Source organism: Massilia sp. YIM B02443 (genome assembly GCF_030411955.1).
Lineage (GTDB): Bacteria > Pseudomonadota > Gammaproteobacteria > Burkholderiales > Burkholderiaceae_D > Telluria.
In genome coordinates, this window is record NZ_JASNRA010000005.1 from 235,993 (window position 1) to 250,811 (window position 14,819).

At 62.0% G+C, this 14,819-nt stretch carries 13 protein-coding genes; 6 read left to right on the forward strand and 7 right to left on the reverse strand.

From position 1 onward, the window contains the following. Positions 1-204: 204 nt before the first annotated feature. From ybeY to miaB, 3 genes are read right to left on the reverse strand one after another with little or no spacing between them, the layout of a single operon-like run. Positions 205-672, reverse strand: coding sequence for an rRNA maturation RNase YbeY (gene ybeY, locus QPK27_RS07995; protein WP_290417680.1), 468 nt, complete (start codon positions 670-672; stop codon positions 205-207). Beyond that, positions 647-1,741, reverse strand: a complete 1,095-nt coding sequence (locus QPK27_RS08000; protein WP_290417681.1) for a PhoH family protein — start codon at positions 1,739-1,741, stop codon at positions 647-649. Before QPK27_RS08000 ends, ybeY begins: the two co-directional genes overlap by 26 nt. After that, the gene (gene miaB / locus QPK27_RS08005; RefSeq protein ID WP_290417682.1) at positions 1,738-3,099 is read right to left on the reverse strand and encodes a tRNA (N6-isopentenyl adenosine(37)-C2)-methylthiotransferase MiaB; all 1,362 of its coding nucleotides are present in this window, start codon (positions 3,097-3,099) and stop codon (positions 1,738-1,740) included. Before miaB ends, QPK27_RS08000 begins: the two co-directional genes overlap by 4 nt. 621 nt (positions 3,100-3,720) lie before the next feature. Between miaB and QPK27_RS08010 the strand changes: the two genes are divergently transcribed. The 3 genes from QPK27_RS08010 to QPK27_RS08020 all read left to right on the forward strand — a co-directional run bounded on the left by QPK27_RS08010 (position 3,721) and on the right by QPK27_RS08020 (position 5,648). Then, on the forward strand, positions 3,721-4,122 hold the full coding sequence (locus QPK27_RS08010; RefSeq protein WP_290417683.1) for a hypothetical protein: 402 nt from the start codon (positions 3,721-3,723) through the stop codon (positions 4,120-4,122). A 302-nt stretch (positions 4,123-4,424) separates the two neighbouring features. Continuing rightward, positions 4,425-5,030: a glutathione transferase GstA gene (gstA, locus tag QPK27_RS08015; RefSeq protein WP_290417684.1), complete on the forward strand. Its 606-nt coding sequence runs from the start codon at positions 4,425-4,427 to the stop codon at positions 5,028-5,030. A gap of 48 nt (positions 5,031-5,078) precedes the next feature. Beyond that, positions 5,079-5,648, forward strand: coding sequence for a DUF1697 domain-containing protein (locus tag QPK27_RS08020; RefSeq protein WP_290417685.1), 570 nt, complete (start codon positions 5,079-5,081; stop codon positions 5,646-5,648). A gap of 34 nt (positions 5,649-5,682) precedes the next feature. Here the strand turns inward: QPK27_RS08020 and QPK27_RS08025 are convergent, their stop codons facing one another. Then, positions 5,683-5,955, reverse strand: a complete 273-nt coding sequence (locus QPK27_RS08025; RefSeq protein ID WP_290417686.1) for a hypothetical protein — start codon at positions 5,953-5,955, stop codon at positions 5,683-5,685. A 618-nt stretch (positions 5,956-6,573) separates the two neighbouring features. Between QPK27_RS08025 and QPK27_RS08030 the strand changes: the two genes are divergently transcribed. Then, on the forward strand, positions 6,574-8,532 hold the full coding sequence (locus QPK27_RS08030; protein WP_290417687.1) for an AAA family ATPase: 1,959 nt from the start codon (positions 6,574-6,576) through the stop codon (positions 8,530-8,532). A gap of 54 nt (positions 8,533-8,586) precedes the next feature. Here the strand turns inward: QPK27_RS08030 and ybaL are convergent, their stop codons facing one another. Then, positions 8,587-10,281, reverse strand: coding sequence for a YbaL family putative K(+) efflux transporter (ybaL, locus tag QPK27_RS08035; RefSeq protein ID WP_290417688.1), 1,695 nt, complete (start codon positions 10,279-10,281; stop codon positions 8,587-8,589). A 222-nt stretch (positions 10,282-10,503) separates the two neighbouring features. On the opposite strand from ybaL, the gene QPK27_RS08040 reads away from it, so the two are divergent. Together QPK27_RS08040 and QPK27_RS08045 are read left to right on the forward strand one after the other, a co-directional pair. Next, complete coding sequence (locus QPK27_RS08040; protein WP_290417689.1) at positions 10,504-11,772, forward strand: DUF445 domain-containing protein; 1,269 nt, start codon at positions 10,504-10,506, stop codon at positions 11,770-11,772. 16 nt (positions 11,773-11,788) lie between these two features. Continuing rightward, a complete protein-coding gene (locus QPK27_RS08045) occupies positions 11,789-12,121 on the forward strand; it encodes a putative signal transducing protein (RefSeq protein WP_290417690.1) in 333 nt (110 codons plus the stop codon). Between the two features lie 13 nt (positions 12,122-12,134). Here QPK27_RS08045 and QPK27_RS08050 read toward each other — a convergent pair whose 3' ends face one another. Beyond that, positions 12,135-13,349, reverse strand: a complete 1,215-nt coding sequence (locus QPK27_RS08050; RefSeq protein ID WP_290417691.1) for a glycosyltransferase — start codon at positions 13,347-13,349, stop codon at positions 12,135-12,137. Continuing rightward, complete coding sequence (locus tag QPK27_RS08055) at positions 13,346-14,593, reverse strand: glycosyltransferase (RefSeq protein WP_290417692.1); 1,248 nt, start codon at positions 14,591-14,593, stop codon at positions 13,346-13,348. The genes QPK27_RS08050 and QPK27_RS08055 overlap by 4 nt, the downstream gene beginning before the upstream one ends. Positions 14,594-14,819: the final 226 nt, after the last annotated feature.

A 14,819-nucleotide genomic window follows, 5' to 3' on the forward strand; every position in this document is an offset into this window, starting at 1 on the left:
GCCTGATATTTACGCAGGCGTGCGCGCCGGGGTTTTTGTGGTGCGTATTGCTGTGATGCATGCATTTGCAGGGAATATACGCGATGAATGCAGGCGTTCGACCCACGTAGGGTTAGCGGCAGAGCCGCCAACCCTACGTGCCAGCCATCATTCGACGATGCAAGCGCGGCGTTTCAGCCATCCTTCCGCCAATGCGAGCGTGGCTTATTCGGCGTACGGATCCGGATACCCGAGCACCTCCATGATGTCGCGCTCGAACTGCTCCATCTCTTCGGCGTCGTCGTCGTTCTCGTGGTCCCAGCCCTGGGCGTGCAGCACGCCGTGCACCACCAGGTGCGCCGCGTGTTCCTCGACCGTCTTCTTCTGCTCCTCGGCTTCGCGCTGCAGCACGTCGGTGCACAGCACGATGTCGGCCTGGGTCGGGTCGTCCTCGCCCAGTTCTTCCTCTTCGTTGTAGGCGAAGGTCAGGACGTTGGTGGCGTAGTCCTTGCCGCGATAGGCCTTGTTCAGGGCTTGCCCCTCTTCGGCGTCGACGATGCGGATGGTCAGCTCGGCCGGGCCGAGCAGGGCGGCCTCGACCCACTTGCGCAGGTCGGCTTCGCTGATGACGTCCTGCAGCCGGGTGTCGGCGAACTGGATCTCGAGATCAAGTGGATGTTTTTTTTCTTGCATGTTTCACCGGGGTCGGTTTGGGGAGATTGGCCAGTTCCTGCACCGACGTATCCTTGTCGTAGGCGTCGATGATGCGCGCCACCAGCGGGTGGCGCACCACGTCGGCGCTCGAGAACTGGGTGAAGGCGATGCCGCGCACGTCCTTCAGCACGTGCATGGCGTCCACCAGGCCGCTGCGCTGGGTCTTGTGCAGGTCGACCTGGGTGACGTCGCCGGTGACCACGGCCTTGCTGCCGAAGCCGATCCGGGTCAGGAACATCTTCATCTGCTCGACCGTCGTGTTCTGGGCTTCGTCCAGGATCACAAAGGCGTGGTTCAGCGTACGCCCGCGCATATACGCCAGCGGGGCGATCTCGATCACCTGCTTCTCGAACAGTTTCTGGGTGCGGTCGAAGCCGAGCAGGTCGTACAGCGCGTCGTACAGCGGACGCAGGTAAGGATCGACCTTCTGCGCCAGGTCGCCCGGCAGGAAGCCCAGGCGCTCGCCCGCTTCCACCGCCGGACGGGTCAGGATGATGCGCTTGACGGCGTCGCGCTCGAGCGCATCGACCGCGCAGGCCACGGCCAGGTAGGTCTTGCCGGTGCCGGCCGGGCCGATGCCGAAGCTGATGTCGTGGTTCAGCACCGCGTGCAGGTACTGGATCTGGTGCGGCGTGCGGCCGCGCAGATCGCTGCGGCGGGTTTTCAGCAGCGGGCTTTCGGCGTCGGGCGCCGGCTCGGCGTCGACGGCTTCTTCCTGGTCGGCATCCGGGGCGGCGGCATTTTTCGCCGGAGCGTCGGCGTCAAGGCGCGGCTTGAGGCCGGCGCGCTGCTCGACCAGCGCCAGCTGCACTTCCTCGATCGGCACGACCTTGTTGGCCACCGCATAGAAGCGTTCCAGCAGTTCGACCGCGCGTTCGGCGTTGGCGCCGCTGACGATGAATTTCTCGCCGCGGCGGAAGATGGTCACGTCGAGCGCGGCCGAGATCTGGCGCAGGTTTTCATCGAGCGGGCCGCACAGGTGGGCGAGCCGCGTGTTGTCGAGCGGCTCGGGAATGAAGTACGAGGGCAGGGTAGGCTGTGTTTTCAACTGGCTTGGGCAATCGTATCTGAGTTAACGACGAGTTCGCCGCGCAGGGTGTAATCGTGGCTGGCGCTGATGCGCACATCGGTCAACTGGCCGACGAGCAGCATGCCGGCATCGTCCAGTGGGAACAGGACGACACGATTGTTTTCCGCGCGGCCCTGGAGCTGCGTTGGATCCTTCTTGGCCGGTCCTTCGACCAGCACCCGCTGCACGGTCCCGACCATCGCCGCGCTGTGCTTGCGCGTGTTGGCGTCGATCAGGGCCTGCAGCCGTTGCAGGCGCGCCAGCTTGACCTCGTGCGGGGTGTCGTCCTCGAGGTTGGCTGCCGGCGTGCCCGGGCGTTTGCTGAAGATGAAACTGAAACTGTTGTCGAAGCCGACGTCTTGCACCAGCTTCATCATGGCCTCGAAATCGGCCTCGGTCTCGCCCGGGAAGCCGACGATGAAGTCGGACGAGAACGTGATGCCGGGGCGCACCGCGCGCAGGCGGCGGATGATCGATTTGTATTCGAGGCCGGTATAGCCGCGCTTCATCGCGCTCAGGATGCGGTCCGAGCCGTGCTGCACCGGCAGGTACAGGTGGCTGACCAGCTGCGGGATCTTCGCATAGGCGTCGATCAGGCGCTGGCTGAATTCCTTCGGGTGGCTGGTGACGAAGCGCAGGCGCTCGATGCCGGGGATCTCGGCAATGTATTCCAGCAGCAGGGCGAAATCGGCGGTGTCGCCGTTCTCCATCGCGCCGCGGAAGGCGTTCACGTTCTGGCCCAGCAGCATGATTTCCTTGACGCCCTGGGCGGCCAGGCCGGCGACCTCGGTCAGCACGTCCTCGAAACGGCGCGAGACTTCCTCGCCGCGGGTGTAGGGCACGACGCAGTAGCTGCAATACTTGCTGCAGCCTTCCATGATCGACACGTAGGCCACCGGGCCTTCGACCTTGGCCGGTGGCAAGAAGTCGAACTTCTCGATCTCGGGGAAGGCGATGTCGACCTGGGCCGTGCCCTGCCTGCGGCGCTTTTCGATCAGTTGCGGCAGGCGGTGCAGGGTCTGCGGGCCGAACACCACATCGACGAACGGGGCGCGCTTGACGATGGCGTCGCCTTCTTGCGACGCGACGCAGCCGCCGACGCCAATCACCAGTTCGGGCTTGTTGCGCTTGAGTTCTTTCAGGCGACCGAGGTCGGAAAAGACTTTTTCCTGCGCCTTTTCGCGAATCGAGCAGGTATTGAGCAGGATCACATCCGCGTCTTCGGGTTTGTCAGTGCGCACCAGTCCATCCGAGGCGCCGAGGACGTCGACCATCTTGTCCGAGTCGTACTCGTTCATCTGGCAACCGAAGGTTTTAATGAATACTTTTTTCTGCATGAAGTGCTGATGTGAGGGCGAGCGGTCGGTCGACAAGGGTACGAGGCAGTTTACCGTACTTCGGCGACTGTCCCTACAAGACAGCGGTGCGGGGGCAGGGCTGCAGGCTGAGAGGATGGTGTATGAAGCGGCAGTATTTCTGTACTGAAAGTAATTGTCGATCTGCTCAGATTGTTAAATATGCGGTTGGAATCGAACTTTATTTACAACGATTTATGATCTTCAGGTTATCAAGTATTTCCTCTTGTAAATCAAAGGCTTCGGTAAGGATTCCGATTTACAAAATTTATCCAAGAAATCTCTTGTGTGCGCCACAATCTAGCCCCATGTGCTGAAATGCCTATGTGACAAGCTTTCCGCACGATAGCTTGATTTCCGACAAGGAGTCACATGCGCGCCCTCTGGTACAACGGGGTGCATGGGGCAGATAATTTGTTTGAAAGACAAGTGCGCATGTGGAAAGAACGTGGAGCACACGTGATCCGGAACATTCTTAAGGGAACTCTCAGACTCAGTCTGTTTAATCCTTGAACAGGTTCCGGGAACTTAAGTTGAAGAAAAGTAGTCTTTAACAAAAGTTCATAAGGGAACTATTTTAACCAAACTCGTGAGGTAAACATCATGGCACAACAGCATCATGCTCTGTCTTCGCAGGAAAGCTACAACCCGAACCACCTGCTGGACATCCTGCTCGGCAAAATGCAACTGAAAAACGACGCTGCGCTGTCGCGCATGCTCGAAGTTGCTCCTCCCGTCATCAGCAAGATCCGCCACCACCGTCTGCCGGTCGGCGCCTCGCTGCTGATCCGCATGCACGAAGTCACCGGCATGAGCATCCGCGACCTGCGCGACCTGATGGGCGACCGCCGCACCAAGTACCGCCTGTCGGATGCCCAGGGCCGTCCGAAGCCAGAAGAGAAGGCCGCGCAAGCCGCCGCAGCAGCCGCTGCCCAGCAGCAAGCCCAGCCGGCACAGCCATCGCAGCAGAACAACGAGCCATCCTCGGGTAACTATGCGCACTGATGCCGTGGGCATGACAGCGGCACCTGTCATGCCTTCGGTATCAAGCGGCTGTGGCGCCGCCATCCACGCGCGGCGCCACTCCTGATTCTCGTTCGTCCCCGTCTCTTCGCTTTTCCCCGTTTCGTTCCGCGGCCTCGCCTTTTTCGAGGATGGCCGTTATTTTTTCCAGGCATTTGGGTCCATGCTGCCCGAATGATCCGAAAGCCGTCCTCATCCGGCTGCTCCTCACTGCCTCGAAATGTTGTAGGCTCTGCGCGCCGGCCCCATTCCTGTATGGCTGGCAACTGTCATTGAGGAATTCCATGAAACTGTATTTCAGCCCCGGCGCCTGCTCGCTCGCTCCCCACATCGTCTTGCTGGCCAGTGGCCAGCAGTGCAGCATCGAGCGCGTCGACCTGCGCACCAAGCTGACCACGAGCGGCGACGATTACCGCGCTATCAATCCCAAGGGCTATGTGCCGGCGCTGCAGCTGGACGATGGCCGGCTGCTGACCGAAACCCAGGTGATCCTGCAATACCTGGCCGACCAGGTTCCCGGCAGCGGACTGGCGCCGGCCGCCGGCAGCTTCGAGCGCTACCAGCTGATGGAATGGCTGGCCTACCTGTCGAGCGAAGTGCAGAAGCGCTTCCAGCCGCTGTTCACGCCCGGTACGAGCGACGAGGCGCGGGCGGCGGCTTGGGCCGCGCTGGCCGCGCCGCTGAACCACGTGGCGGCGCACATCGACGGTCGCGACTATGTTTGCGGCGAAGGCTTCACGATCGCCGACGCCTACCTGTTCACCACACTCGGCTGGGTCGGCTTCGCCGGCTTCGCGCTGGACGCCTGGCCGGCGCTGCAGGCTTACCAGCAGCGCATCGGCAGCCTGCCGGCGGTGCGCGAGGCCATGCGCAAGGAAGGCCTGGCGTAAGGGGCCGTGGTTGATCATCGGCCAGCGCCTGCGTGCTACCATGGCCGCGTGACCAGCCAACGCTATATCGCACTGCTGCGCGGCATCAATGTGGGCCGCGCGAAACGGATTGCCATGGCCGACCTGCGCAAGCTGGTCGAAAGCCTCGGCTTTACCGGCGTGCGCAGCCTGCTCAACAGCGGCAATGTGGTGTTCGACGCCGGCCCTGGCGCCGATACCGCGGCCGCCGCTGCCGCGATCGAGGAAGCACTGGTGCTGCGCCTTGGCGTGGCGGCGCGCGTGTTCGTGCTCGATCGCGCCGCGCTGGCCGACATCATCGACGACAATCCCTTGCTCGACCTGGCCGACGACCATGCGCGCCTGTTCGCCTTCATGCTGGCGGGCGAAGCGCAGCGCGAGGTGGCGGCCTGCCTGTGCGCGCGCGCGTGGGGCCCCGAGGCGCTGGCCCTGGGGCGGCGCGCGGCCTATGTCTGGTGTCCGGAAGGCCTGCTCGACAGCGCCGCCGCCGCGGCGCTGGGCAAGGGACTGGGCGACGGCGCGACCTCGCGCAACTGGAAGACGATGACCAAGCTGCACGGCTTGTGCAGCGACGGCGTCCAGCCCGTGGCGCTGGACTGAACCGGCGCCATGAATCGCGGCGCAGTCCTGGCGCCTACTTGAATTTGTCGCTCTTGTCCCGACCTGCCCGGTAGCCGATCAGGATCAATCCCACCAACATCATCGCGAACACTTCCGGTTCCGGCAGTTCGGACATCGGCGGCGCCGGCAACACGATGCCATGGCGGTTTGTGACGGTCAGATCGGACACCGGCGCGCCAATGGATGCAGAGGCCGGAGCAGGGGACGCCTGGGCAAAATCAGCAGCATCCAGATCGATGACGGCGGCTTGCGCCGACGTGCCGAGGCAGAGCGCGAACATCGCCATCCAAGCATATCGTTTCATCATCGCTCCTCGTCAAACACGGCATTGCACATCTTGCCCGAATGTTTTTGCTTGCGATATTCAGGCATGGTGAATGCCAATGCCCGGCCTGCATATGCAATCACGCAGCCTTACCAGCATAGCAAATCAGGCGCTCCTGAACAGGCCCGATTGAAGCGGGAAGTTGTGTAATGAAGTCATCCGTTTGAGTAAGATGCACGCACGTTGAGGTTAATCAAACAAAAGTTGACTGTGGAAAATATGCAGCGCTCAGCAGTAAGCAAAAGCCCAGAAATATGCTGCTTGATAATGTCAATGCATAAACAATTCCGGTTTTCTTTGGCACATCCATAACATTTGCTATCAGTCGAATAATCAAATCCGTTATCAGCTTTTTCACATGTCATAAATAACGGATTTTTTTGTTCTTGCGGTATTCCCGACGCTTTTTTTTGACTGTATAGTCCTCTTTATCCCATTGCCTTCGGGCATTAAAGCCTTACCAAACGAGCACAATCTGTATTTGGTTCCGGCTCACGAAGCACCACCGCAGCACCCGCAGCACTGTCGTCCGACGCATCCCCAGCACCACTCATTCAGCACACACTTAGAGTACCGAGAATGCCCAATTTCGCCCGACTCCAGATCGCTTTCAAGAACGTTTACGTCCGCATCCTGTCCGCAATCCTGCTGGGCATGCTGGTGGCGCTGGCGATCTTCAAGGCCGACGTGCCGCAGGACGCCAGTCCCGTGGTCCACTCGCAGAACATCGCCGAGATCACCGGGCTGGCCGGGCAGAAGGCGCGCCTGGAATACCTCCTGATCGCCAAGCCGCTGTCGGAAGCGCCGCGCTACATCTACAAGTTCAAGGATGCCGCGACCCTGAACGTGGTCAAGGTGCCGAGCACCTCGCACCTGTCGCTCGAGCGCGAAGTGCTGCTCAAGAACGCGATTCCTTACTCGATCGCCAAGGACGACTACCTGGCCAGCCACAAGGCGGTGATGGAAGAAGACCAGAGCGCGCTGGATCGCACCACGACCTTCTTCAAGCAGTACGGCTTCAACATCGCCATCGTGCTGCTGGTGCTGTACCTGATCAAGTTCGGCGTGCCGGGCATGGGCATGAGCGCCTCGATCATCACCCCGGACAAGCTGAAAGGCAGCATGGACGACCTGATCGGCATGGACGACATCAAGCAGGAAGTGCTGCACCTGGAAGACATGATCCGCAACCGCGAGGTCTACCAGTCGCACAATATCGACAAGCCGTTCAACGTGATGCTGACCGGTCCTGCCGGCACCGGCAAGACCAAGCTGGTCGGCTACCTGGCCAAGCGTCTCGACATGCCGATGATCTCGGCCTCGGGTTCGGCGCTGGAATCGGGCTACGTCGGCGGCGGCTCCAAGGCCCTGAACGCCCTGTACCGCAAGGCTTGCGCCAAGGGCAAGTGCATCATCTTCCTGGATGAAGCGCAAAGCCTGTTCATGCCGCGCGGCCGCAGCGACAAGAAATGGGAAGACGATACCGCCAACACCATGCTCGGCCTGCTGGACGGCGTGAAAAGCGACAAGGGCGCCAACGTGATCTGGATCGTCGCCTCGAACTTCGACGACAACAACACCGAGATGGACGAAGCGATGCTGCGCCGCTTCTCGGTCAAGATCAACTTCCGCCTGCCGAACAAGGTCGAGCGCCGCGAACTGCTGCGCAGCTTCCTGGCACGCAAGAAGGAAGGTCTGGTCAACTGGGACGACCTCGACCTCGACCAGGTGGCCGAGATCACCCAGAACCTGAGCCCGGCGCTGCTGGAAACCGTGGTCGAACGCGCCAGCATGCTGTCGATCCAGGAAAAGCTCATCATCGACACCAAGCTGATGTTCCGCGCCTATGAACGCGCCACCATCGGCCTGACCGACCGCGCCACCACCGCAGAAAAGCACAAGCAGCGCGAGCGCATCGCCCTGCACGAACTGGGTCACTTCTTCATGCAGATCGACCCGTACCTGCGCCAAGGCCTGAGCATTGCCGAAGTGAAAGAGAAGTCGCACCTGCTCAAGATCAGCACCGAAGCGGTGTCGAAGATCGGCGCGCTGGGCTACGTGCTGCAGTCGGGCGAAGACATGTCGCTGCGCACCCTGGAAGAACTGGAGCGCGACGTGATCGGCCTGTACGGCGGCGTGGCGGCCGAAGAGATGTTCTACGGCGCCCGCGGCATCTCGGTCGGCAGCCAGAACGACATCGAGAAGATCACCAGGATGCTCAACCTGATGGTCAGCCGCCTGTCGATGTACTCGCGCTCGAAGATCGACTATTCGCAGCTGGGCCAGGACGCCAGCGGCGAGCACACCGTGCGCCTGGTGGAAGAAAAGGCCGACGCGCTGTACAGCTACACGCTGGACGCGATCCGCGACTACCGCTTGATGATGGAGTCGATCAAGGACACGCTGCTGGACCAGTACGTGCTGTCGAAGGATGAAGTGTTCGCGCTGCTGGAAGAGCGCAGCGAACTATTGACGCCGCAGTTGCAGGGCCATCACGTCGCTAACCTGAAGCTGTGCGAAGAGGCGGTCGCCGCGTAAGCGACATGCGTCTCCCGAAACCCGCCCCGCGTCAAGCCGGGCGGGTTTTTTCTTTTAGTGCGTGACCTTGGCGCGCAGCGTATCGAGCACGTGGCGCGTCATGCTGCCCGCCAGCTCCTCTTCGCCGACGAACACGCGCCCGCCCGTTTCCTTGCGCAGCAGTTCGGCCTCTTCGGCATTGTGGGTTTTTACCGCGCACTGCACCGATGGATTGAGCGCCTTGGCGGTCTCGATCATCTTGCGCACGTCGAAGGTGTCCGGGGTGGCGATCACCAGCATCGCGGCGCGCGCGATGTGGGCCTGGATCAGCACCACCGGCTCGGCCGCATTGCCGACCACCGCCGGGATGCCGCGCTCGCGCGCCGCTTCCACCAGTTCGCGATTCTGCTCGGCCAGCACGAAGTGCACGCCGCGCGCGGTCAGGTCGGCCGCGATGCGCCGGCCGACGCTGCCGAAACCGACCAGCACCACCTGGCCGCTCAGTTTTTCGTGCGGCGTCTGCATCGGCAGCGCGGCCAGCGGATCGTCCGGACGCTCGAACTTGCGTGCCAGGCTCGATTGCGCGCGCAACCAGCGCTGCACCGGCTCGATCGCCGTGAACAACAGCGGATTGACCGCGATCGAGATGATGGCGCCGGCCAGGATCAGGTTCTGGCCCAGCTGCGGCAGCAGGCCCAGGCTCATGCCCAGCGCCGCCAGGATGAACGAGAATTCGCCGATCTGCGCCAGGCTGGCCGACACCGTCAGCGCGGTATTGAGTGGATAGCGCAGCACCAGCACCAAGACAAAAGCCGCCAGCGACTTGCCGAACACGATCACCAGGACCACGCCCAGCACGTGCAGCGGATTATTCACCAGCACCATCGGGTCGAACAGCATGCCGACCGACACGAAGAACAGCACCGAGAACGCATCGCGCAGCGGCAGCGATTCTTCGGCCGCGCGGTGACTCAGTTCCGATTCGCGCAATACCATGCCGGCGAAGAAGGCGCCCAGCGCGAACGAGACGCCGAACAGTTCCGACGAGGCGTAGGCGATGCCCACCGCGGCCGCGATCACCGACAGCGTGAACAGCTCGCGCGAGGCGGTCTTGGCCACGCGCCACAGGAACCACGGGAAGATCTTGCGGCCCACGATCAGCATGAAGGCGATGAAGGCGCCGACCTGCAACAGCGTCTTGCCCAGCGCCGGCCACAGCTCGGCGCCGGCGTCGCCCTTGCCGCCCAGCGGGCCGGAGAGCGCCGGCAACATCACCAGCACCAGCACCATCACCAGGTCCTCGACCACCAGCCAGCCGACCGCGATGCGGCCGTTCATCGAGTCGAGCACGCCGCGCGCTTCCAGTGCGCGCAGCAGCACCACGGTGCTGGCCACGGAGAGGGCCAGGCCGAACACGATGCCGGCGCCCAGGCTCCAGTCCCACCACCAGGCCAGGCCCATGCCCATCACGGTGGCCACGCCGATCTGCAGCAGCGCGCCGGGCAGGGCGATGCGGCGCACGTCGAGCAGGTCCTTCAGCGAGAAGTGCAGGCCGACGCCGAACATCAGCAGCATGACCCCGATTTCCGCCAGTTGCGACGCCAGGGCGACGTCCGCAACGAAGCCCGGCGTGGCCGGTCCGATGAAGACGCCGGCGGCCAGGTAGCCGACCAGGGCGGGCAGTTTGACGCGTACGGCCAGCATGCCGAATAGCAAGCCGAAGCCGAGCGCGGCGGCAATCGTGGTGATCAGGCTGAGTTCGTGATGCATCGGTGGGGGACTCCTTATCAGGTTGGTATGACGCCGAGTATAAGCGAGCGAACTCCCCTCCATGGGAAAAATATAGCCTAACGGCAATTATTGGCGTCGATATCCCACCAACTGACGTCATCGCGCATCGTTTTCATCCATGCCGGATGCGCGTCGCCGCCGGCCGAACTCGGATAGCATAGGCACATTGCCAACTGCCGAGCTCAACGCCTCGAACCGATGATGGAAAAGCAGACCGAACTGCGCCGCGCCAAACTGATCGCCCTTGGCTTCTTCGTGGGCGCGGCCGTGCTGTTCGTCGTCAGTCTGCTGCTGCCGCAGACCTGGGGGGCCGGCCTGCTGCGCGCGTTTTCCGAGGCGGCGATGGTCGGCGCGCTGGCCGACTGGTTCGCCGTGGTGGCGCTGTTCAAGCGCGTGCCGATCCCGCTGGTACAGCGCCATACCGCCATCATCCCCAACAACAAGGACAAGATCGCCGACAACCTGGCGCTGTTCGTGCGCGAGAAATTCCTCGACACCGATTCCATCGTCGGCCTGATCCGGCGCCACGATCCGGTGCAGAAGGTGGCCGAGTGGCTGGTCAAGCCCGCGAATACCGAGCTGATGGGCGGCCACCTGGTGCGCGCCGCCGCCTTCACCCTCGACTTCATCGAGGACGCGGCGGTGCAGAACTTCATCCGGCGCGGCGTGCACTCGATGGTCAACAGCGTCGACCTGTCGAAGTCGACCGGCACCATCCTGGAAAGTCTGACGCGCGGCCGCCGTCACCAGGAACTGCTCGACGAAGGCATCCGCCAGCTGGCGCACCTGCTCGACAACGCCGACACCCAGGACTACATCGCCCAGGGCATCGTCGAGTGGTTGAAGGAAGACTACGCCTTCATCGAAAAGATGCTGCCGTCCGACATGATCGGGCGCAAGGGCGCCGACATCGCCGTGCGCCTGGCGGCCGGTGTGCTGAACAAGGTGGCGAACGATCCCGAACATCCGTTGCGCCATCGCTTCGACGACTACGTGGCCGGCTTCATCGAGCGCCTGAAGGGCGACGCCGCCTTTACCGCCAAGGCCGACGAGATCAAGCGCTACCTGCTCGAGGACGAAACGCTCAACAACTACCTGAAATCGCTGTGGGACGAGCTGAAAGGCTGGATCAAGCGCGACCTGCACAGCGAGGATTCGACTCTGCGCCGGCGCATCGTGGCGATGGGCGCCTGGGTCGGCAAGGTGCTGGCCGAAGACCCGGCGTTGCGCCAGTCGCTCAGCGACAACCTGGAAGCGGCGGCGCGCGGCGTGGCGCCGGAATTCGCCGGCTTCCTCACGCGCCACATTGCCGACACCGTCAAGCAGTGGGACGACCGCGAGATGTCGGCCCAGATCGAACTGAACATCGGCAAGGATCTGCAGTACATCCGCATCAACGGCACCATCGTGGGCGGCATGATCGGCGTGATCCTGTATCTGCTGTCGCATCTGCCCGTACTGTGGGGCTGACCTGAATGGAACCACCATGCACACGCTTGCACTGAACGATTGGCTGGCTGCCCACCCCGAGGTCGAACGGGTGCCCGAACGCGACCTGTATGTGGTGGCGCGCTATATGATCCCGATCGACGCCAACCTGGCACAGGGCTGCCTGGAAGCGTCCGGCATCCCGGCGATGCTGGCCGACGCGCATCTGATGCAGGCCGATCTGCTGCTGGCGCCGGCCCTGGGCGGCGTGCGCCTGCTGGTGGACGCCGAGCATGTGCGGCAGGCGTACACCGTACTGGCTGCGCTGGCGCGGGGCGATTACGCGCTCGACGAGAACGCGCCGGATGGCGAGTGGCGCACGTCCGCCTGAGGTCCACGCCGTCCTAGGAAGACTGGCCGAACTTCATGACCTCCTGAAAATGGTTCACAAGTCCATCCGCAACATGATCCCAGGTGTGTCCGAGCGCGTAGTTGCGCAGCCGCTCCGGGTTCCATGTCTGCTGCAATGCCAGACCAATGGCCTGCGCAAATGGCCCGGGCTCCCTGGTGTCGACCAGGATGCCCAGGTCCGGTGCGGTAATTATTTCAGGCACGCCCCAGGTACGGTGGGCTACTACCGGGGTGGCGCACGCGATGGCCTCCAGGATGACATTCGGCCAGCCTTCCTTCTCACTGGCAAGGCAGAAAACGTCAGCAGCAGAATACCAGGTATGCAAGTCGGTATTGAGCACCGCCCCGGCCCAGACTACTTCGCCGGCTATCCCAAGTTCAGTCGCAAGGGCGCGCAGTTCGTCTTCGCAATTGCCTTCTTCGCCTCCTTGCCCCACGACGATCAAGCACAGATCCGTATGGCCTTCCGCCCGCAGCAAGGCAAGGGCTCGCAGCAGGATGTCAACCCCCTTGCGCGGGACCAGATGGGAAACCGACAGCATATAGCGTCTGGCGCTCTGCAAACCGAGCGCGCTGCGGGCCGTCTCTTTCGGGGTAGGTCGAAAGCGCTCCGTGTCGACGCCATTCGTGGAGGCGTAACCCTTTTCAGGGGGCGCGCCCAAGCTGACGGCGCCGTCCACCAGCGCTCTGGCGACACCGAAATAACGCGCACAATGGCGCAGGGCAAACAGCACTTGGCGAATCCGTACGGGAAACCGGGGGAGATCGTTGATATCGTGGCCGCGCAAGGTGACGACGCAGGGCTTGCGCAGGACACGCGACAGCAAGGCGCCTGCAAACCCTTCAGGAAACCCCAAATGGCAATCGAGTATATCTATTCGTTCCTTGAGGCCATGCGATGCGATGAACTTCCAGACCGCGAAGGCCAGGAACATCCCGTCGAGCGGCTTGAGCAGCGCCGGGACGGAAAAGAATTTCGGATAATAGGTTGGATACGCGTTGGCGTCGGTGTGCGACGAAATCCGGCTCCGGTTGGCGTAACGCGCGAAGTATCGCTCGCCGGGAAACCAGGGGATCGGCGAGACCACGATCAGATCGACTTTCGTCGACAGCGCATCCAGTCGCTGCTTCACGAATTGGGCATGCACCGGCATGCGCGGATTGGGAAACATGGTCGAGATGCTGAGGATTCGCAGGCGTCCGTTCATGGCCCCCCCAGGATATCTGACAGAAAGCGCTTGGCTTTTGCCTCCCAGCTCTCACTTTGGAGAAAGCTTTCGAGTCCGGTACGGGGTTGAACTGGATTAGCAGGGGAGCCTGAGGCGATCGTGGCCAGGGCCGACGCTACAGCGTGTGGAAACTCGTCCGTATCAGCCACGGTGAGATATTCGGCGAGTCGAATCGCTTCGGGAAGTGGCGATGCGATGACGGGCTTGCCGGTGGCCAGGTATTCCTTGAGCTTGAGCGGGTTGATGTTTCGGGTGGATTCATCGACTACATAAGGAAGGATACAGAGATCGAAGTGGCAAACGTGTCCAGGCAAGTCGGCATAAGGCACGGCGCCGAAAAAACGCAGATTGGGCACATCGCGAAATTCCTTTATATCGCGGTCGATGACCGGCCCGAGAATGACGAAGGTCGCCTGCGGCGACAAGAGGGCAGCGGCCCGGAGAGCGTGGACATCGACACGCCGATCGAAGACGCCGACCATGCCTACCAGCGGATGGGGCAAGGCAGCCAGGGGACTGGCGGGATTGGTGATGGCGCGAGAGAAGTGCGTCAGGTCCACGCCATGGGTGAGCAGGGCAGAGGCGTTCACCAATGAGGCGTGTGAATCGAGAATCGAGGTGGACGTGGCGATCATCAGATCGCAGGCATCCAGCGTCTCCTGCTCCAGGCGCTGCATGGCCCGGCCGTCGATGCCGTGCCAATGCGTAAAGTCGTCCACACAGTAATAGACCTTGCGCGTGAACTTCTGATCGCGAAAGAGACCAGGGACAATGGGCGAAGTACTCACCAGGATCGGATGCTTGTCAGGGGCCACATGTCGCAGCGCCTCATGCACGGCCCGCGAGAGGAGCCGCTGATTGAGCGCGGTGGACGTCGTCCCTCTGAAAGAAGGCCACATGACCGGGTTGATAATATGGGGGCAGACTGTTTCCTGCCACGACGGTGCAGAAGCCGTGGCTACCGCACCATCGACGGATCCAAGCCCTGCTCTTGCCTTGAGCCCCGTCTTGGGACGAATCCAGGCCCGAATGACCTGCATCGCCCGTTTGAAATCGTGCAGACTGAAACGAGGCGTGCGCACCCCGATCGTGTTCACCCAGATGACCTGGGCTTGAGGAATAATCCTGCTGAACAAATGCTGGCAGCTTGATGGGTGCCGGCCCCAATCGTCTGCAAACACGACAAATACGTATTGGGAGAGCTGATGTTGAGAGACTTGCATACTCCTGTAATGCCTAAAAGCTGTCCACTATCGCATCTGCCCAATGATTTATGCATGGGGTGATCGAGCCGACTGGCTCGTCCCTCCCAATGGTGATTTGCGAAATCATACCATCCCGCATTATTTTTTATTGCATTAAAACATTCCTTTTTTCGGCTGAGACGAACTGGATATCAAAACGCCGATCAGTGGGTAATCCCCCCACAAAAAGAGCGCGATCAGAAGT

Bases quoted from the DNA above. Each gene is read 5' to 3' on its own strand.
- QPK27_RS08045 (WP_290417690.1), top strand. From the start codon at position 11,789: ATGCACACGCTTGCACTGAACGATTGGCTGGCTGCCCACCCCGAGGTC.
- miaB (WP_290417682.1), bottom strand. From the start codon at position 3,099: ATGCAGAAAAAAGTATTCATTAAAACCTTCGGTTGCCAGATGAACGAG.
- QPK27_RS08030 (WP_290417687.1), top strand. From the start codon at position 6,574: ATGCCCAATTTCGCCCGACTCCAGATCGCTTTCAAGAACGTTTACGTC.
- QPK27_RS08025 (WP_290417686.1), bottom strand. From the start codon at position 5,955: ATGGCGATGTTCGCGCTCTGCCTCGGCACGTCGGCGCAAGCCGCCGTC.
- QPK27_RS08050 (WP_290417691.1), bottom strand. From the start codon at position 13,349: ATGAACGGACGCCTGCGAATCCTCAGCATCTCGACCATGTTTCCCAAT.
- gstA (WP_290417684.1), top strand. From the start codon at position 4,425: ATGAAACTGTATTTCAGCCCCGGCGCCTGCTCGCTCGCTCCCCACATC.
- QPK27_RS08055 (WP_290417692.1), bottom strand. From the start codon at position 14,593: ATGCAAGTCTCTCAACATCAGCTCTCCCAATACGTATTTGTCGTGTTT.
- QPK27_RS08040 (WP_290417689.1), top strand. From the start codon at position 10,504: ATGGAAAAGCAGACCGAACTGCGCCGCGCCAAACTGATCGCCCTTGGC.
- ybaL (WP_290417688.1), bottom strand. From the start codon at position 10,281: ATGCATCACGAACTCAGCCTGATCACCACGATTGCCGCCGCGCTCGGC.
- QPK27_RS08010 (WP_290417683.1), top strand. From the start codon at position 3,721: ATGGCACAACAGCATCATGCTCTGTCTTCGCAGGAAAGCTACAACCCG.
- ybeY (WP_290417680.1), bottom strand. From the start codon at position 672: ATGCAAGAAAAAAAACATCCACTTGATCTCGAGATCCAGTTCGCCGAC.